Here is a 19,903-nt window from a genome sequence, read left to right as displayed (position 1 = left end):
CCAAGTGGGATTTATTTTTTCAATACGTTTCTATGCTCAAAACGGAATAGATCAAAAACAGTCTTCACCGGGGTGAAAGTTGTCAGGGGAACCTCGACGAATACCGTAATCCAGTTCGCCATTGCTCCATTCCAAAGCCCCGGGAGTTCCTGTACTTTAATTTCTTTCCCTTTATATGATTTGTGGGTAATAAAACCTTGTTCGGGGGCAATGAATTTTTCGAGATCGAACTTCTTGCCTTTATAGTTTTTTACACCGCATACCAGATCGACCGGATTGAAATGAGTAGAATGATCGAATACTTTTTTCTGTTCTTTATCTTTCAGATTGATCTGAGCCGATTCGATGATCATCAGGCGTGAACTGCCGTCTTTCATTTTCACCCAGAACGGTCCTCCGCCCGGTTCACCTTCATTTTTTACCATCCCACATACCCGGATCGGACGATCCAGCAATTGATGCAGATGTTTAATGCGCTCTTTTTGGTTTTTATAAGTTTTGCCTTCCGCTTCTTTATAACCGATTTGTCCCATAAAGGCTTCAATCTCCCGGAGTTGTTCTTCTGTCGGTTTTTTATCCAGCATACTCAGGTAACTGAAAATCTTTTCTTGCAATTCCACCAGTGTTCCGGCCAGCAGTTTTTTATATTTGATTGTATCTCCCTTGGCCCGGTCGGGGATGACATTATCGATATTTTTGATGAAAATAATATCGGCTTTCAATTCATTCAGGTTATAGATCAGGGCACCGTGTCCTCCGGGACGGAATACCAGCTTCCCTTCGCTGTCTCTCAGTAACTCGCCCTTGTCGGTGAGGCTGACCGTATCGGTGGAAGGTTTCTGAATCGAAAAGGTCACTTCGTATTTGATGTTGAACATCTTCTCAAATACTTTGGTCACCTTCTTCAACCGTTCTTTAAAGAGATTTATATACTCTTCCGAAACGGTGAAATGCAAGCGGGCTATTTTTCCATTGTTGCAATACATTCCTCCTTCAACGATATGTTCGTCGAAAGCCGTTCTGACAAAATCCCGGTAAATATGAAAATCGACCAATCCTTTGGGGGTATTCCCATAGTTCAGGCCTTTGTCGGTAAGGATATAACTAAGGATTTCGTTAAATTGCCGTTTGGCGATCATCTTGTCGATGTCTTTTCCATCATTCCACAGAGCGGCAGACAAACGGTTATAGAAAGGAAGTTCGTCCAGTTTCAAAAAGAAATCGTGCATTGTACCCGCCCCTTTATCCTGCACGAATTCCAGGAATTCTTCTTCTGTACCTGTATAGGTATCCATAAAAGTAAACAGATCTTTGAACATCCGGGTGGCCGATCCGGAAGCCGGGACCATTTTCAGCAGTTCACATTCCTGACGTGCTTTATCGAAATTTGCGTTCAAACGTTCTTCATCTTCAGCCTCGATCCGGATAATTCCATTACCGATGGTGGCTGGTTCGGACAAATCGACATAGTCGAATCCTTTTTCGAAATTGGCTAATTGCCGGTCTATCTGTTCCGGTTTAATATCTCTGTGTTTGAAAACTTTCAGATCTTCTTTCGTGTAGTCCATAATTTAGTGATTAAAGCTTACAAAGTTGTAAGTCGGATTAATTATCTTCCTCTTCGTCATATACCTCTTCCTGATTGTCCAGTTCGGTTTCATAGAAATCCTCAGCTTCTTCCATCAGGGAATCGATATCATCTTGAGACAGTGGTTCTTCGTCGATCCAGTAAATTTTTTGATTACTGTAAAATCCGTCCAGATCACATTGAATGATACAACGTGGTTTTTCGGTATGAACAACGTAGACTAAATCAAGTGCTTCCTGTGAGTTGTCCGCAATAAGAAATTTGGGTAACATGTCATTTTATTCGTTTAAAATTATCAGTCACAAAGATATGCGATAAATGTAATTTTTTTTATAATCGGCCGATAAAAATCGATACGATGCCATTTTATTCTGAAATTAGTTCGTTGTTTGTCATATTTTGGGGATAAAACCCGAACACAGGAAAGTTCGGCCGGGCAGTGGGATATACCATAGTACTGATGTCGGCCGACGAGGTGTTCGACCCTGCTGAGTTCGAAGGAATAACCGATGTGGATGTCTATGTCGTTCTTAAAAAAATACGGAAGAACTGAAAAAGATCCTGAATTTTTGACAGCTTAAAAACATTTGTAACTTTGTCTGTTGTCACATCGTTGTAAATAAACTATGATTGCATCAGAATTGATATCGAATGTTGTGCCGGTGCTCAAACCCGAAGATACCTGCTTGCAGGCGCTCAACTGGATGGAACTTTTCCGGGTGTCCCATCTGCCTATGGAGCAGGGAAAAATGTATCTGGGGCTTGTAGATGATGAGATGATCTATGCCCACGGCGACCTGAACGATCGGCTGGATGTGTTGCAGATTCCGGTGGAAGGTACCTTTGTTTATGAAAATTATCATATTTATGATGTTATCTGTCTGGCGGCCGGAAGTTTGTTGTCGGTGGTACCCGTACTCGACCGGAAAAATAATTTTGTCGGTTCGATTACTTTGACCGATATCCTCCGGCATTTGGACACTTTGCTATGTGTAGACCAGCCGGGAGGTATTCTGGTGCTCGAAGTCAACCGGATCGATTATTCATTGGCCGAAGTTGCACAGATTGTAGAATATAACGAAGCCCGGGTATTGAGTTGTTACGTGTCGGGAAACCGCGATTCCCAGCAACTGCAGATTACCTTGAAGATAAATACACTGAATGTAGATCCGATCCTGGATACTTTTATCCGGTACGGATATACCGTTAAGAATAGTTTTGTCACAGGCGAGGAAGAACAGGATAGTCTGAGGGAACGCTATGGATTATTGATGAAGTATTTAGAGTTATAGAGTTGCTGAGTTATAGAGTTGCTGAGTTATAGAGTTGCTGAGTTATAGAGTTGCTGAGTTATAGAGTTGCTGAGTTATAGAGTTGCTGAGTTATAGAGTTACTGAGTTATAGAGTTACTGAGTTTAAAAAGTTAGCAACTCAGCAACTCAGCAACTTAGTAACTCAGCAACTCAGCAACTTAGTAACTCAGCAACTCAGCAACTTAGTAACTCAGCAACTCAGCAACTTAGTAACTCAGCAACTCAGCAACTTAGTAACTCAGCAACTCAGCAACTTAGTAACTCAGCAACTTAGTAACTCAGCAACTTAGTAACTCAGCAACTTAGTAACTCAGCAACTTTTTTCTATCTTTGTCTGTTGAATGAAGGAGGATCGATTTATGACCGTAGCGATTTATGGCAGAAGTATAGAACCGGAATTTTTTCCTTACCTGAAACGTCTGGTCGAAGGACTGGAGAGGAAAGGAGTGGGGATGGTGTGTGAAGAAAAATTCGCTGCGCTGTTGAGTGGAAACTACGGTTACGAACCGAAATTTTTGAATTGTTTCGGCAGATGTACCTTGATAAAAGAGGAGGTTGAATTGCTGCTGAGCGTCGGTGGGGACGGTACTTTTCTGGATTCGGTGATTTATGTGAAAGATAGTGGGGTACCTGTATTGGGGGTAAATAGTGGACATTTGGGGTTTTTAGCGAATGTACCCGTGGAGGAGATAGAAGATGCTGTCGATTTTATCGCTGCCGGGAAGTATGAGGTGGAACAGCGGGATATGTTGCAGCTTGAAGTGGAAGGACAACGGATAGCGGATTTCGATTATGCCCTGAATGAAGTGGGAGTTTTGAAAGCTGCTACTTCTTCTTTATTGAAGATACATGCCTATATCGGAGAGAATTATCTTACGACCTATTGGGCCGACGGATTGGTGGTGGCTACTCCGACGGGGTCTACGGCTTATTCCCTGAGTGGTGGAGGACCGATTGTGAGTCCCGAATGCCGGAATATTATTCTGACTCCGATCTGTCCGCATAATTTGACGATTCGTCCGTTGGTGGTACCGAATACGGCTGAAGTGAGGCTGAAAGTGGAAGGGCGTTCCGGCGAATATGTGTTGTGCATGGACTCCCGGATCCGGAAGATGACGGACGGACAGGAATTGAAAATTTGTACCGGAAGCCAAAAAATCAATGTGGTGAAACTACCCCGGCATAATTATTACGATACCTTGAGGAATAAGCTGATGTGGGGGGAAGACAGACGCAACGGAATGAAAGACTAGAGTGAAAAATCGGAAATGGAAGTGGGTAAAAAGGTGCTATACGATAGGATAGAACAGAGGGAGTTGCCGAAACGATTCCAGCTATGTTATTGTTTCTTTGCATTTGTTACCCGATTTTTTACCTTTATAAGCTTATTTTTCCCTCTTTTGTTGTTATCTTTGGACGGTTTTTGTCAACCTGAGGGAGAGTTAGGAATTTTAGGAGGAATGGGGTATTATATGGGCGAATATAATCCCAATCGGCACTTTGATCGGAGTCAGCGTTATCTCGGAGGTTTTTGCCGTTATAATCTGAACGATCGTTTTGCTTTACGGCTGAATGCAGGTTTTTCGAAAATAGATATCCGGGAGAGATCCTTGCTGTCCAACGGGGAGACGGTATATCCGGCTGGATTTCATTGTACGGTGAAGGATGTTGCTGCATGGATCGAATTTGATTTCCGCAGTTTTGGGTGCAGAAAGTGAAAGAATTCTCCTGCTGGTCTCCGTATCTTTTTACCGGAGTGGGATATCTCGGAGCCGGCGATGAGAGTAGTGTTTCTATCCCTTGGGGCATCGGAGTAAAGTTTAATCTTTACCGACAATGGTCATGTGGGGGCGAATGGAGTACCCGGAAATTGTTTACCGATAAAATAGATCAGGTGTACGATCTCCGGGGGGGACGGAAGAGACTGATTTTGTAATAAAGATTGTTTTTTTGCGGGAGGAATTACGGTATCTTATCGTTTTCCATTGAACCCAGAATGTCACTTTTGAGTGAAAAACAGAATAATAATGCAAGATATTAAAGAAGAAATTATAGCAGCGGGCTTGCCGGAACATATCGCGATTATCATGGACGGCAACGGACGCTGGGCGGAACAAAGAGGCTTAGACCGGGTATATGGACACAAACAGGGGGTGGATACGGTGAAGTCGGTTGTAGAAGCTAGTGGGGAAATCGGTTTGAAATACCTTACTTTATATACCTTTTCTATAGAAAACTGGAATCGTCCTAGGGCCGAAGTTGATGCGCTGATGGGGTTGATGACCGATGCGATTATCCGCGAAACGTCCGAATTGATGCGGCAGAAAGTGCGGGTGAAAGTGATCGGGAATACCGGTGATTTGCCGGAAGAGGTATGGCATAAGTTGGAAGGGCTGATTCACAGGACGGCTGCAAATACAGGAGTGACCTTGGTGCTGGCTTTAAGTTATGGAGCCCGTTGGGAAATTGTCGAAGCTGCCCGGAGGTTGATGGCCGATTATAAGGCCGGAAAAGTGACGGATACGGAGGAGGTTACGGACGAATTGTTTGCCCGTTATCTGACTACCGCGGGGATTCCTGATCCTGATTTATTGATTCGTACAAGCGGAGAATGCCGGTTGAGTAATTTCCTGTTATGGCAATGTGCCTATACGGAGTTTTATTTTATCGACAAATTTTGGCCTGATTTTGAAAAAGATGATTTATATTTGGCAATCCGTAATTTTCAGCAACGGGAGAGACGTTTTGGAATGACCGGAGAACAGATAAAAGTGAAGGGTGAAAAGGGAGAGGGGATAAACGTAACTGAAAAGTAACTGGTAACGCTGTCTTAGATAGCTAAAAGAATATATATGGTTAGAAAAGTAATTCTTTGTCTTTCAATAATTTTTTTCTGCTTTTGTCGTGTTATGGCGCAGTCGGCTGATACTTTATTCCAGCCTGATATTTATTATTCGAGCCCTAAAACATACGAAATTGCCGGTATCGAGGTCACCGGTATTGGTGAGCAGTACGATCCTGAAACATTGATTCTGGCTACCGGTCTCCGGGTGGGATCCGAGGTGAAAATACCGGGGGATGCGATAACGAAAGCGATACGCCGTTTGTATGGCCAGGGATTGTTTTCCGATGTGACGATCTCTGTCGACCGGGTAGAAGGACAGAAAGTATTCCTGATTATTAATCTGGCAGAACGTCACCGTTTGTCGGCGATTAACTATATCGGACTCAAAAAATCGGAAGAAAGTAAAATTAAAGAGAAGATCAATCAATTGCCCGGAAGCCAGGTAACCGATAATATGATCGCCGGTGTACAGCGCATCATCGAAAAATATTTTAAAGAAAAAGGATACTACAATATCTCTGTGAAGGTTTTACAGCGGGATGACCCTGAAAGACCGAATTTTGTGTATTTGGATGCGACAGTCGAACGGAAGAATAAAATCAAGATCAGCGATGTGTTTATCACCGGAAACGAAAAAGTGCGTGACAGCAAGCTGAAGGGAGCGATGAAGAAAACCAAAGAAAAGTCGTTGAGGAATTTCTTTAAATCGGCAAAATATATTCAGGAGAGTTATGAAGACGATAAATATAACCTGCTCGATAAATATAACGAACTCGGTTACCGGGATGCCGCTATTATCGCCGACAGCGTTGTACAGGAAAGTCCGAAACGGGTGAAAATCTATATCGACGTCGAAGAAGGAAACAAGTATTATTATAATGATATTACATGGGTCGGAAATACGGTGGTCGATGCCGATAAATTATCCCGATTGTTGAATATTAAGAAAGGTGATGTCTATAATAAGAGTTATTTCGATAAGCGTTTGAATTCGGATGAAGATGCTGTAGCCAATTACTTCTACCTGAACAACGGTTACCTGTTTTTCCGGGCGATGCCGGTAGAGACTGTTGTGGGGAACGATTCGATCAATGTCGAGATTCGTATGGTGGAAGGACCACAGGCGACGATCGATCGGGTAATTATCAAAGGAAACGATCGTACTCACGAGCATGTAATCCGGCGTGAATTGTATACTTATCCGGGAGAATTGTTCAGCCGGGAAGATGTTATCCGGAGTGTACGGGAATTGGCTAATCTGGGACATTTCGATCCCGAAAAAATCAATCCGACTCCACTACCGAACCAGGAAGCCGGAACGGTAGACCTGGAATACAAAGTAGAGGAAAAAGCAAATGATAAGATCGAGATCTCCGGAGGTTGGGGGGCCGGTATGATTATCGGTTCTGTCGGATTGACTTTCACCAATTTCTCTATGAGGAATATTTTTAATTGGGAGTCATATCGTCCTTTGCCTCAGGGTGATGGCCAGACTTTGAGTTTGAAAGCACAGACCAATGGAAAATATTATACCTCTTTCAGTGTTTCTTTCCGGGAGCCCTGGCTGGGAGGTAAAAAACCGAATTCATTGAGTGTGTCGGCTTATTATTCCCGTCAGACCGGTTATAGCCGTAGTTATTATAACTCCTATTATGCCGGAAATAGTGCCAAAGACATGTATGATACCGATCAGTTGATGACCACTTTCGGGTTGAGTGCCGGATTGGGACGACGGATTACCTGGCCGGATGATTTCTTTACCTTATATACCGAGGCTTCCTATCAGCGGTATACCTTGAAAAACTGGCCTTATTATATTTTTTCCGAAGGAAATTCGAACAACCTGTCTTTTGCAGTACAATTGAGAAGAAGCTCTATCGATAATCCGTTGTATACCCGTGAAGGTTCTGACTTTACCCTCGGATTGACGTTTACGCCGCCTTATTCCTGGTTTACCGATAAGAATTATGCCAGTCCGAATATTAAAGATAAAGATAAATACCGTTGGATCGAGTTCCACAAATGGAAATTTCAGGGAAAAGTATTTATGCCTCTGGATAAAAATAAAAAATTTGTGTTGTATACAGGGGTACAGTACGGTTACCTCGGTCACTTCGACAAAAACAAGCGTTCGCCGTTCGAAGGATTCGAAATGGGGGGTGACGGTATGTCGGGATATAGCCTTTACGGACGTGAATATATCGGTTTGAGAGGATATGAAAACGGTTCTCTGACAAATGCAGGCTCTAGCTTTATCGCTCCGAATGCTTCCGATGCCAGCTTGTATTCCAAGCTGACCATGGAGTTGCGTTATCCGATTTCGCTGGCACAGTCGGCGACGATCTATGCGCTGGCGTTTATGGAAGCCGGTAACTCATGGTATGAACTGAAAGATTTCGAACCGTTCAACCTGTATCGGTCTGCCGGTGTCGGTCTGCGTGTATTCCTGCCGATGTTCGGGTTGTTAGGTATCGACTGGGGGTATGGATTCGACTCTGTACCGGGACGTCCGGGAGCTGCCGGTTCACAGATCCACTTCGTATTAGGACAGGAATTCTAAAATGGATTTGCGGTTTACGATTTATGATAGGACATTTTAAATTGAAAAACGGATTTATTTTATTATTTTTGTCTTGCATATGGAGTACTGCACAGGCGCAAAGCGGAACACGCTATGCTTTCGTGAATATGGAATATATTTTCAGCTGTATCCCCGATTATGCAAAAGCCCAGCAGGAACTGGACGATTATTCGCAGAAGTTGCAGGCCGATATCGATGCGGTATACGCGGAAATAGCAGAAATGCAATCCAGATATAATGCCGATAAAGTGTTTCTGACTCCTTCGATGCGCGAAGACCGGGAGAAAGAAATTGCAGCGAAAGAGAATAAAGCCCGTTTGTTGCAGCAACAATATTTCGGCACCGACGGTTATCTGTTCGCAAAGCGCGAAGAACTGGTGAAACCTTTGCAGGACGAAGTTTTAGCGGTCATTAAAGATGTCGCTAAAGAAGGAAATTTTGGTATGATTATCGATGTTGCCGCCGATAATTCAGTTGTCTATTTCGACCCGAAACTCGATAAAAGCAATGTCGTATTGCGGAAATTGGGGTATAGCGTCAAAAAGAAAGAAGAATAAACCGGTCGTCTGAATGAAACAGATCCGGAAGAGTTAGATAATTTAATGATAATATTTATAAACCAGAAAAATGATGAAAAATACCATTAAAGTGTTTGTACTTGTAGCTTTGACATTGGCTGCAATGAGTGTTTCTGCACAGGTAAAACTGGGCCACATTGAAACTCAGAAGTTGATTCAGGCTATGCCGGAATGGACTGCCGCTCAAAAGACTTTCGAAGAGGAACAGAAAAAAGTAAATACAGAGTTGAATGGTTTGAGAGAACAATTCCAGACTAAATTAGCCGAATATTCTGAAAAAATGAAGACTTATTCAGAGGCTATGCGGGCTACAACAGAAGAAGAATTGCAAGGATTGCAGCAAAGAATCCAACGTTTTCAGGAAACGGCTATGGCTCAACTGGAAAAAACACAAAATGATCTGATGCAGCCTGTAATGGAAAAAGCATTGAACGCGATCAAGGAAGTAGGTAAAGAAAATGGGTTTACTTATATCTTCGACATGAATGCCGGTATCCTGTATGCCGCTGAAAATTCACAGGATGTCCTGCCGTTGGTAAAGAAAAAATTAGGATTGCAATAAGGAGTGTAAAAGGATAAAAAGCCGCCTGGGATAGGCGGCTTTTGTCGTTTCTGATTCAAGGATATGGAGCAACACAAAGAGAGTATCGGCGTATTTGATTCCGGCTACGGAGGGCTGACTATTTTAAAAGAAATTGTCCGGAAATTACCGGAGTATAATTATGTGTATCTGGGGGATAATGCCAGGGCCCCTTACGGTGCCCGTTCTTTTGAGGTGGTCTACGAATATACGCGGGAGGCTGTTCATAAACTTTTCGAAATGGAGTGCCGCTTGGTGATCCTGGCTTGTAATACGGCATCGGCAAAGGCGTTGCGGACTATACAGCAAGTGGACTTACCGCAATGGGATCCCGAAAAACGGGTATTGGGGGTTATCCGTCCCAGCGTAGAAGCGCTGAATACCTATTCGCAAAACGGGCATGTCGGGATTCTGGCTACCCGGGGAACCGTAGCATCCGGATCTTATCCGATAGAAGTCGGGAAATTATATGGTGAAGAGAGGTTCCGGATTACCCAGCTGGCGTGTCCGATGTGGGTACCGTTAGTTGAAAATAACGAACTGGATGGAGAAGGGGCGATCTATTTCGTCCGGAAATACATTCAGGAACTGTTGGGTACCGATCCTGAAATCGATACGATTATCCTGGGATGTACACATTATCCGTTATTACGGCCGCTGATCGCCCGTTTTGTTCCTTCACGGGTGAAAATTATCGGACAGGGACAAATCGTTGCCGGGAGTCTGGCCGACTATTTGAAACGGCATCCTGAGATCGACCGGAGATTGGGTAAGGACAGCAGGCGAAGTTATTTAACCACTGAAAAAACAGAATTGTTCGATCGGATGGCCGGTTTATTTTTGAAGGAAGAAATTAGTTCACAAAGAATTTTTATGTGTTAAGTTGAAATCTTTTAGCAGTATCTCAATTATTTTTTTATATCTTTGGATAAGATAGGATGCGGCTCGGTAAAATCATCAAACAAGTTTGTTGTTTTTGCTCTTGCCTTTCACTATCTTTGACAAGGTATCGGTTGGAAGATTAAATGTCGTGCAAAACAATTAGTATCGTTGTCGGAGGCAGCTAATATCTATGACAGAACAAGAACAGATTAAAGAAGCTTTTGAAGATTTATTGAAATCGTTACGAAAAGAGACTTCTAAAGAGAACAGACAAAAAATCAAAGAAGCTTTCGAATTTGCCAATGAAGCTCATAAAGGTGTGAAGAGAAGGTCCGGAGAACCTTATATTCTTCATCCTTTGGCTGTTGCTAAAATTGCTGTGAAAGAGATCGGTTTGGGGACGACTTCTGTCATCTCTGCTTTGTTGCATGATGTGGTGGAAGATACCGATTATACAGTTGAAGATATCGCTAATTTATTCGGGCCGAAAGTGGCTTCTATAGTCGATGGCCTGACCAAAATTAGTGGGGTCATGGGATCGGATACCAGCCGGCAGGCCGAGAGTTTCCGAAAGATGATCCTGACGCTGGCCGACGATGTCCGGGTGATCCTGATCAAGATTGCCGACCGTTTGCACAATATGCGTACGCTGGCTTCTATGCCCGAGCATAAGCAAGTGAAGATTGCGAGCGAGACCCTGTATATCTATGCCCCTTTGGCTCACCGCATGGGATTACATGCCATCAAAACCGAGCTCGAAGACCTCAGTATGAAATACGAACATCCCGAAGAATATGAGGTTATCGATAAAAAGATCGAAGCTTACGAGAAACAATTTTCGGCACTCTTTGAAGAATTTATCAAGCCGATACGTAAAAGTCTGAGCGAGAACCACTACGAATATACCATCACCGCCCGTACGAAGAGTGTGTATTCGGTCTGGCTGAAAATGCAGAGACGGAATATCAGTTTCGATGAAATCTACGACCTGCTGGCCGTACGGATTGTGTTTAAACCCAAAGCAGATCAGCCTGAAAAATGGCAGTGCTGGAATATTTATTCTTTGATTACAGACATTTATAGTCCCAAGCCCGAGCGGATTCGCGACTGGGTGAGTGTGCCTAAAGCCAATGGATACGAAGCTTTGCACTTGACGGTTATGGGACCTGAAGGACAATGGTTCGAAGTGCAGATCCGTTCGGAACGTATGGATGAGATTGCAGAGAAAGGGTTAGCTGCCCATTGGAAATATAAAAATGAAGGCGAAAGTTCGGAGTTGGATAAATGGCTGGCGGGAATTAAGGAGATTCTCGATCAGCCGGATGCCAGTGCGCTGGAGTTCCTCGACGAATTTAAACTGAACTTATTCGCAAAGGAAATCCGGGTATTTACGCCTAAAGGATATATGCGTACCTTGCCTAAGGGAGCTACGGCACTTGATTTTGCTTATGATATCCATACTGAAATCGGAAATACCTGTATCGGAGCGAAAGTGAATCATAAGCTGGTGCCGATGAGCCATAAACTGACGAGTGGAGACCAGGTGGAGATTTTGACGAGCGATAAACAGAAACCTCAAAGGGAGTGGCTGGATTTTGTGGTGACGGCGAAAGCCCGGACGCATATCAACGCCACCTTTAAGAAGTATAGGAAAGAACAGATCCGGACCGGTATCACGATCTTCGAGGCTGTTGTGAAAAAATTGGATTTACCGCCTACCTCCGAGCCATTGAAGAAAGTTCTGACCGATTACAACCTGACCAATAAGGACGATTTGTATGTCGAGCTCGCTAAAAATATCATTACGGAAGGAGATCTTGAAAAAGTACTCAAGAAGAAAGCGGAAAATAAATTTATAAAATACTGGAAACTCCAGTTCTTATGGAATGGGAAAGACGGAGAGGAAAAAAAGAAGAACGACAACGATGTCCAGCTGGATGTCAATTCGGATTTCGTGATCGCTCCTTGCTGTAATCCGATTCCGGGAGACGACGTGGTTGGTATGAATATTGCAGGTACGAAGGTTACGGTTCACAAGCGTTCTTGTCCCGAAGCGATCCGCTTGATGGCCAGCTTTGGAGATAAGATTGTCCCGATTAAATGGGTGAGCCATAAATTGATGTCTTTCCTGACAGTGATAAAAATGACAGGAATCGATAAACCGGGGATTGTCAGCGATATCACCGCCCTGATCGCAAAAGAAGGGAAGGTGAATATGCGAATGATTCATTTCGATACCCGGGACGGTATTTTTGAAGGATTCATTCATCTGTATGTACATAATACAGCCGACTTGAATAATATAGTTTCCCGTATATCCCAGATACAAGGGGTAGAAAGCGTGATGAGGGTGGAGAATGAGGAAAGATAAGAGATGATAGATGGAAGGAGGAGAGAAAAAGAGAGGTGAAGATTAGAGTGAGAAATAGATAGGAAGAGAGAAAAAAGAATGAGGATGGAAAAGATGGTTGACGAAAGTTGTTCAAATATGGAGAAAATAAAAGAAACTGTAAAAGAGATTTTTACAACTTATTTGCAACAAAAAGGACACCGGAAGACTCCGGAAAGATATGCTATCCTGGATGAGATCTATTCGCATACAGGACATTTCGATATCGAATCCCTGTATGTTTTTATGAAGAATAAAAATTATCGGGTGAGTCGGGCTACTTTATACAATACCATAGAGTTGCTTTTGGATTGTAAGTTGGTGATCAAACATCAGTTCGGGAATAATATCGCCCAGTTTGAGAAAGCTTTTAACAACCGTTACCACGAACATCTGATTTGTCAGAAATGTGGTAAAGTGGAGGAGTTTGCCGATTCCCGGATCAACGAGGTCGTCGAACATATTGAAGATAAATACCAATTTTCTGTGCATCACCACCTTTTGTATATTTATGGATTGTGTAAGGCCTGTCGGGAGAGTGAGTGATTTTAGCGGTTTTTTCTGTTTACAATAGAAAAAAATGTTTACTTTTGCACGTTTGTGTTTCCCGAAATCCGACGGGAAGTTTTGGAGAAAGAATTACTGTAAACGAATAAATAAAGATACAGATGAAAGTTGATGTTTTACTTGGATTGCAATGGGGAGATGAAGGGAAAGGAAAAGTGGTTGATGTATTAACACCGAAATATGATGTCGTGACCCGTTTTCAGGGCGGTCCGAATGCCGGACATACCTTAGAATTCGAAGGGCAAAAATATGTATTGCGTTCTATCCCTTCCGGGATATTTCAGGGTGGGAAAAAGAATATTATCGGGAATGGAGTTGTACTGGATCCGGTTCTGTTTCGTCAGGAGGCTGAGAGTTTAGCTGCCAGTGGACATGATCTGACCAAACAATTGTGTATATCCAAGAAAGCACATCTGATCCTGCCTACTCACCGGGTGCTGGATGCTGCTTATGAAGCTGCTAAAGGAGATGCGAAAATCGGAACGACCGGTAAGGGGATCGGGCCGACTTATACGGATAAAGTGAGCCGTAATGGGTTGAGAGTAGGGGATGTGTTGTATCATTTTGAAGACAAGTATGCGGCTGCTAAGAAAAAGCATGAAGCCATTCTGAAAGCCTTGAATTATCGATACGATATCACGGAACTGGAAAAAGAATGGTTCGAAGCGATCGCCTACCTGAAGCGTTTTCAGCTGATCGATAGTGAGCACGTTATCAATAATTTGCTGGAAGAGGGTAAATCCGTACTTGCCGAAGGGGCACAAGGAACGATGCTGGATGTGGATTTCGGCTCTTATCCTTTTGTGACTTCGTCGAATACTATTTGTGCCGGAGCTTGTACCGGTTTGGGAGTCGCTCCGGGAAATATCGGTGAAGTTTACGGAATTTTCAAAGCCTATTGTACCCGTGTGGGTGCCGGTCCTTTCCCGACAGAATTATTCGACGAAACCGGAGAGAAGTTGTGTGCTTTGGGACACGAGTTCGGAGCTGTTACCGGCCGGAAACGCCGTTGTGGCTGGATCGATCTCGTGGCTTTGAAATATGCTGTGATGATCAATGGGGTTAGTCAGTTGATCATGATGAAGAGTGATGTATTGGACAGCTTCGATACGATTAAAGCTTGTGTCGCTTATAAAATAAATGGAGAGGAGACCGATGAATTTCCGTTCGATATTTGTGACGGAGTCGAACCTGTATACGTGGAAATACCGGGATGGAAAACAGATATGACCCAAATGACTTCGGAAGATGAATTTCCGGAAGAATTCAATGCTTATGTCAGCTTTTTAGAAGAGGAGCTGGGAGTACCGGTGAAGATTGTCTCGGTAGGTCCCGACCGTGAGCAGACGATTATCAGATATGAAGATTAAAAAAGAGCCGTAAGGCTCTTTTTTTATCTGGACCGGATTTCTTTCCGCATAAAAGAACCGTAAGACAAAGCGAAACAAATGACCGTTGCTGCGATGAGGCCTGTAAGTTGAGGCCATACGATCAGCAGGCTTTGGCCTAGAGGCAAAGGACTAGGGATTGCCCCATGTACCTGTTCCATCGTCAACGGTCCCAGACTACGGACAGAAGGCATCAACAAAGTGGTTGTGGCTTCGTTGAAAAGCATACTGGGAGCAAAGCGCAATAAATTGAGCATAAACCGTTGATAACCGATCATTTGATAGGTGGTAGCCATTTCCGATGGACTGATGGCTTTACCGATCAGGTTGATAATCATATTATAGAAAATACTGAAGAACAACCAGATGGCGACACAAGCCAGGGCGGAAGTTGCAGCCTGACGGAATTTGATCGAAAAGAAGATCGAAAGATTCAGCCAGAAAGCCACATAACAGATACTGATCAGGATAAAAACGATGACCCGTAAAAATTCTTCTGCAGTTGGAGGAATACCTATGCTGATCAGCCCGAAGCCCATCACCAGAAATCCCAGAACGAAAAGCATGACTCCGATGACGATCAAAGCACCTACAAATTTGGCATTGATCAAATAATCCCGGTGAATGGGCTGCGATAAAATACGGCTTAAGGTTCCTTTATTCTGCTCCGAATTGATGGCGTCGAAGCCTAAAGCGATTCCTAACAGCGGACCGAGAAAACTGACGAAAACCGTGAAAGAAGGTAAAGTTCCGTCGCTGACCGTGAACAGCTTGAGAAAAAGAAACGAACCGTCCGGATCATTGGGTTTTATCGCTGCTCCGATGTTGGTTAGGGCGGTATAGAGCGATCCCATACACGTTAGTGCGATAATACCTATCAGGATAAGGAATCTCCAGCTTCTGACGTGATCGGCGACTTCTTTGCGGACAATTGTCCAAAAGGGACTGTGATATTTATTCATGACCTTGTCCTCCTCCGAAATATTGGTTATAAATGTATTCTAATCCATGTTCTTCCTGTTGCAGATCGTTGAGTGAGAGATCAGCCAGTAGCCGGCCTTGAGAGAATAAACCCACCCGGTCACAGATTTGTTGTACCTGGTCCAGGTGATGGGAAGAGAACAGTACGGTCAGTCCTCTTTCGTCCCGTAATTGCCGGATCAGACTGATGAATTCCTGTACGCCTGCCGGATCGATCCCCGAGGTGGGTTCATCCAAAATAATCACTTCCGGATTTTTGATGAGTACATCTGCCAAGCCCAGACGTTGGCGCATTCCCCGGGAGTATTTACCGGTCTTTTTATCGATTTCCCTGCCAAGCCCTACCCGTTCGAGGAGCTGGGCTGCATGCTGCCGGGCTTCTTGTTCCGGGATATTATTCAGCCGGGCGGTATATAATAAGTTTTCAGGCCCTGTCATGTCGTCGTAGAAACCGACATCTTCGGGTAGATAGCCTACCTTTTTTCTGACCTCGACCGGATAAGTCGTAGAGTTGGTACCACAAACATGCACTGTGCCGGAAGTCGGATCGGTCAAGCCCAGCATCATCAGGATCGTTGTCGATTTACCGGCTCCGTTCGGTCCTAAAAGCCCGAAGATTTCACCTTTGTGAATTTTTAGGTCCAATCGGTCGACTGCTGTGAAATGACCGTATCGCTTTGTTAACTGAACCAATTCGATAATGCTTTCACACATAGCCTACCTCCTTCCGTATTTGCGAAACAGATAGTAAACGGCACCTAAAGCAGCCAGGATGACAACGACACCAATCCAGCCGGTGATCATAGGGGTTTTGACAGATATTCTGAAATCGGTGGTTGTATCGGCTTCCGGTGTACGAGCAGTGATTTTAGTCACATAATCTCCGGGGAGAGCTTGACGGGAAGCTTTGAGGACAGCTGTAACATTCGCTTTATCTCCGGGAGCCAGACGATCCAGTTTGGACGGTTCGAAACTGACCTCCCAATCGATCGGTTTGTTAGCGGACAACTGGATGTCCTTTAATTCGGCAGAACCGGTGTTGAGGACGACTAGTTCGAGTTTCCGGGTGTCACCTGCAGTGATATCTTTACTCAAGAGACCTTGGGGGGTGGTTAATTCAATACGGTACGATCCGGTGATAACCACTTCAAACTCGAGTTGGGCAGAAGTGGAGCCGGTAGTAGCGATGACAGGTATTTTGTATGTACCGGCCTTGACATTCGAAGGAGCTGTGATGTCGACCGAAATATTTTCGCTGGCATTCGGGGCAACCTGTGCCGAAGTGGCTTGTTTATAGTTGGCTTTGAAAATGACATTCCAGCCTCTGGGGGCTTCTGCCATGAGAGCATATAATTGTTGTTCTGCAGTTTGGTTTTTCAATGTGGCGTTGAAAGTGAACGTCGATTTTGAATTTCCTTGCATATTCGGTTGAGTAGTAGTAAACTCTGTCCGGTAGGTCCCTTGTTTCGAGACCGTTATGGCAAGAGGCAGGCGGGCAAGTCCGTCTGCACCGATCGTGAAACGGTAAGTGCCTTTATTTACTTTTAGAGGTACATCTACTTTCAAGGTAAAATTCTTTTTTTCACCGGGGAGTACAGCGATCTCATCCAGTGTCCAGCCACCGGCTTTCATTTCATAGCTCCAGCTCTTCGGTAGACCGGCTAAGGCAAGGGTGGCATTTTTAACTTCGTCACTATTGTTGATGACATCGATACTGTAACTGATAGATTCTCCGGGTGGAACAGAGATTTTAGTGTAAGGAGTGTAAAGAATGAAAGTTTGTTTGGTTTCTGAGGCTTGCATTTTGAAGGGAAATAGTCCAGCCATCAGTACGATCAGGATGTAAAAGAATTTAGCACACATAATCATAAAAATTTCAAGTGAATATTTTAATGAAAATTGATACAATAACGCTAAATTATAAACTTTCTGTATTACTAATTATTAAAAGTTTCGAAAAAAAACTACTATAGACCGCAAGAACAAAGCGGAGGAAAGGGATTTTTATTACTGCATTTTTATTAAATTTGTCATGCTGATAAAACCGTTGCCTATGCTCTTACAAGTGTTTAGTTTGCCGCTGAAAAATCCGGTGTTGATTTTTTCTCTGATACTGTTTATTATTCTACTGACGCCTGTTCTATTACAGCGTTTAAGGATTCCTGATTTGATCGGTCTGATTATTGCAGGTGCTGTGATCGGCCCCAATGGTGTGGGCATTATGGAAAGAGACAGTAGTATAGAGCTTTTTGGAACCGTGGGGTTATTGTATATCATGTTCATCGCCGGTTTAGAGATCGATATGGCCGACCTGAAAAAGAATTATGGAAAAACCCTGACTTTCGGACTTTATACTTTTCTGATTCCCATGATCGTAGGCACTTTGACCGGTGTATATTGGCTCGATTTTTCCTGGCCGACTTCGATTTTGTTGGCCAGTATGTATGCTTCCCACACGCTTATTACTTACCCTATTGTCAGTAAATACGGTATTACCAAGAATCGGGCGGTTAGTATCGCTATCGGGGGAACGGTGATTACTTGTATTCTTGCTTTGTTGGTACTGGCGGTGATTGTCGGTATGTCTACCGGAGAAATAAACCAACAGTTTTGGATTAAACTGGGGGTTTCAAGTCTGGTTTTTATCAGTATTGTCGTGATCTTATTTCCCATGCTGGGGCGTTGGTTTTTCAAGCGTTATGAAGATTCCGTAGGACAATATATCTTTGTGTTGGCTTTGGTATTTTTTGCCTCTTTTCTGGCGGAAGCAGCGGGGTTGGAGGCTATTATCGGGGCATTTTTGGCCGGTTTGGCTTTGAACCGGTTGATCCCGAATACTTCAGCTTTGATGAACCGGATCGATTTTGTAGGGAATGCTATTTTTATTCCTTTCTTTCTGATCGGAGTGGGAATGCTGGTCGATGTACGCACTTTTGCCGCCGGATGGACTGCGCTTTGGGTTGCTGTCGTGATGACGGTTATAGCCACTCTATCCAAGTTTATGGCAGCTTGGATAACGGAGAAAAATTTTAAACTGACCCGCGATGAGGGACGTCTGATTTTCGGATTGAGTAATGCCCAGGCTGCGGCTACGCTGGCTGCCGTATTGATCGGGTATGAGGTGATTTTGGGTACCGGACCGGATGGGCAGCCGATTCGATTGTTGAATGAAGACGTCCTGAACGGAACTATCGTTATGATTCTGATTACTTGTACGATCGCTTCTTTTATTACCCAACGTTCTGCTCAGAATATAGCCTTGGCGGAAATGAGCGGTGACCGGATCGGTGATAGTGATGACGAGGAGGAGAGGATATTGATTCCCTTGAGTAATTCTGAGACAGTCGATGAGCTGATCACCTTGGGAACCGCTATAAAGTCCCGGCGTAATAAGGCACAACTGGTTGCTGTGAGTATTGTGAAGTCGGACAATACCGATCCGGCAGCGGAAAAAATTTCAGAACGTCTGCTTGAGAAAGCTGTTAAGACTGGAGCCGGAATGGATCACCGGGTGGATACCGTTTTACGTTATGACTTGAATATTGTCAACGGAATTAGAAATGTGGCCAAAGAACATAAGATCACGGATATTGTTATCGGCCTGCGTACCCAAAAGGATATTTCCGATACTTTCCTGGGGAAACTGACACAAGAGGTGCTCAGTAAATGTGCTACGACTACCTTGGCTTATCGTCCTATGCAGCCGATGTCGACGGTGAAACGTTATATCGTCGTTATTCCTGAAAATGCAGAGAAAGAGGTCGGTTTTCCGTATTGGTTGATCAGTATTTGGAACCTGGCTAAAAATGTCGGAACGAAAATTGTTTTTTACGGTACACCGGCCGTGCTGGATATTTTGCATTTGGTACAATCCAAACACCTGATTTTAGCTGAATTTAAAGAGTTTACAGATTGGAGTAATTTTAAGGAAGTGGCTACTGCGACACAGGATAACGATGCCCTGATATTGGTGATGAGTCGGCCGAATTGTCCTTCTTACTCCCGGCATATGGAATATGTCCCGAATTATATCAATAAATATTTTAATTCGATCAATTGTATATTGGTTTACCCGGTTCAATTAGGTATGGATGAGGATATGAGTGCTTTTAGAAGTATCTCGATGATCAACTACATCGAGGGCATGGATGGCTTAGTGCAGGTATTGGGAAAACTGTTTAGAAAAAATAAATAACGTTCGTTTCTTTTGG

The 19,903-nt window shown here is 43.7% G+C and carries 18 protein-coding genes; 13 read left to right on the top strand and 5 right to left on the bottom strand.

From position 1 onward, the window contains the following. Positions 1-11 precede the first annotated feature (11 nt). Complete coding sequence (locus ODOSP_RS10845) at positions 12-1,568, bottom strand: DUF4301 family protein (protein ID WP_013612350.1); 1,557 nt, start codon at positions 1,566-1,568, stop codon at positions 12-14. Positions 1,569-1,605: 37 nt separating this feature from the next. Further along, a complete protein-coding gene (locus ODOSP_RS10840; RefSeq protein WP_013612349.1) occupies positions 1,606-1,860 on the bottom strand; it encodes a hypothetical protein in 255 nt (84 codons plus the stop codon). A 354-nt stretch (positions 1,861-2,214) separates the two neighbouring features. Between ODOSP_RS10840 and ODOSP_RS10835 the strand changes: the two genes are divergently transcribed. The 12 genes from ODOSP_RS10835 (at position 2,215) to ODOSP_RS10780 (ending at position 14,693) form a co-directional block, all read left to right on the top strand. Further along, positions 2,215-2,880, top strand: coding sequence for a CBS domain-containing protein (locus ODOSP_RS10835; RefSeq protein WP_013612348.1), 666 nt, complete (start codon positions 2,215-2,217; stop codon positions 2,878-2,880). Positions 2,881-3,242: 362 nt separating this feature from the next. Continuing rightward, positions 3,243-4,154, top strand: coding sequence for an NAD kinase (locus ODOSP_RS10830; protein ID WP_228026159.1), 912 nt, complete (start codon positions 3,243-3,245; stop codon positions 4,152-4,154). 147 nt (positions 4,155-4,301) lie between these two features. After that, a complete protein-coding gene (locus tag ODOSP_RS10825; RefSeq protein WP_147347691.1) occupies positions 4,302-4,619 on the top strand; it encodes a hypothetical protein in 318 nt (105 codons plus the stop codon). Then, positions 4,607-4,837: a hypothetical protein gene (locus ODOSP_RS10820; RefSeq protein ID WP_147348187.1), complete on the top strand. Its 231-nt coding sequence runs from the start codon at positions 4,607-4,609 to the stop codon at positions 4,835-4,837. Before ODOSP_RS10825 ends, ODOSP_RS10820 begins: the two co-directional genes overlap by 13 nt. Before the next feature lie 91 nt (positions 4,838-4,928). Further along, positions 4,929-5,717: an isoprenyl transferase gene (locus ODOSP_RS10815; protein WP_013612346.1), complete on the top strand. Its 789-nt coding sequence runs from the start codon at positions 4,929-4,931 to the stop codon at positions 5,715-5,717. A gap of 36 nt (positions 5,718-5,753) precedes the next feature. Beyond that, complete coding sequence (gene bamA, locus ODOSP_RS10810; RefSeq protein ID WP_013612345.1) at positions 5,754-8,306, top strand: outer membrane protein assembly factor BamA; 2,553 nt, start codon at positions 5,754-5,756, stop codon at positions 8,304-8,306. Between the two features lie 68 nt (positions 8,307-8,374). After that, positions 8,375-8,884 (top strand): OmpH/Skp family outer membrane protein, encoded by a 510-nt coding sequence (locus tag ODOSP_RS10805; protein ID WP_041557324.1) that lies wholly within the window; start codon positions 8,375-8,377, stop codon positions 8,882-8,884. A gap of 70 nt (positions 8,885-8,954) precedes the next feature. Continuing rightward, a complete protein-coding gene (locus ODOSP_RS10800) occupies positions 8,955-9,467 on the top strand; it encodes an OmpH/Skp family outer membrane protein (RefSeq protein WP_228026161.1) in 513 nt (170 codons plus the stop codon). A gap of 63 nt (positions 9,468-9,530) precedes the next feature. Beyond that, positions 9,531-10,367, top strand: coding sequence for a glutamate racemase (gene murI, locus ODOSP_RS10795; RefSeq protein WP_013612342.1), 837 nt, complete (start codon positions 9,531-9,533; stop codon positions 10,365-10,367). Between the two features lie 190 nt (positions 10,368-10,557). Beyond that, a complete protein-coding gene (locus tag ODOSP_RS10790) occupies positions 10,558-12,738 on the top strand; it encodes a RelA/SpoT family protein (RefSeq protein ID WP_013612341.1) in 2,181 nt (726 codons plus the stop codon). A gap of 84 nt (positions 12,739-12,822) precedes the next feature. After that, entirely contained in the window at positions 12,823-13,302 is a 480-nt protein-coding gene (locus tag ODOSP_RS10785) for a Fur family transcriptional regulator (protein ID WP_013612340.1), read from the top strand. Between the two features lie 122 nt (positions 13,303-13,424). After that, a complete protein-coding gene (locus ODOSP_RS10780; RefSeq protein WP_013612339.1) occupies positions 13,425-14,693 on the top strand; it encodes an adenylosuccinate synthase in 1,269 nt (422 codons plus the stop codon). Positions 14,694-14,716: 23 nt separating this feature from the next. Here the strand turns inward: ODOSP_RS10780 and ODOSP_RS10775 are convergent, their stop codons facing one another. The 3 genes from ODOSP_RS10775 to ODOSP_RS10765 are packed head-to-tail and all read right to left on the bottom strand — an operon-like array spanning position 14,717 to position 17,519. After that, entirely contained in the window at positions 14,717-15,673 is a 957-nt protein-coding gene (locus ODOSP_RS10775) for an ABC transporter permease (protein WP_013612338.1), read from the bottom strand. Then, entirely contained in the window at positions 15,666-16,406 is a 741-nt protein-coding gene (locus ODOSP_RS10770; protein ID WP_013612337.1) for an ABC transporter ATP-binding protein, read from the bottom strand. The genes ODOSP_RS10775 and ODOSP_RS10770 overlap by 8 nt, the downstream gene beginning before the upstream one ends. 3 nt (positions 16,407-16,409) lie before the next feature. Further along, the gene (locus ODOSP_RS10765; protein WP_374938237.1) at positions 16,410-17,519 is read right to left on the bottom strand and encodes a COG1470 family protein; all 1,110 of its coding nucleotides are present in this window, start codon (positions 17,517-17,519) and stop codon (positions 16,410-16,412) included. 205 nt (positions 17,520-17,724) lie between these two features. Here ODOSP_RS10765 and ODOSP_RS10760 point away from each other — a divergent pair, with 205 nt between their 5' ends. Further along, on the top strand, positions 17,725-19,887 hold the full coding sequence (locus tag ODOSP_RS10760) for a cation:proton antiporter domain-containing protein (RefSeq protein WP_394370376.1): 2,163 nt from the start codon (positions 17,725-17,727) through the stop codon (positions 19,885-19,887). Positions 19,888-19,903: the final 16 nt, after the last annotated feature.

The sequence above is a fragment of the Odoribacter splanchnicus DSM 20712 genome (assembly GCF_000190535.1).
GTDB lineage: Bacteria > Bacteroidota > Bacteroidia > Bacteroidales > Marinifilaceae > Odoribacter > Odoribacter splanchnicus.
Note: the sequence above shows the minus strand (reverse complement) of the source record. Positions and strands in the feature narration are given on the sequence as shown.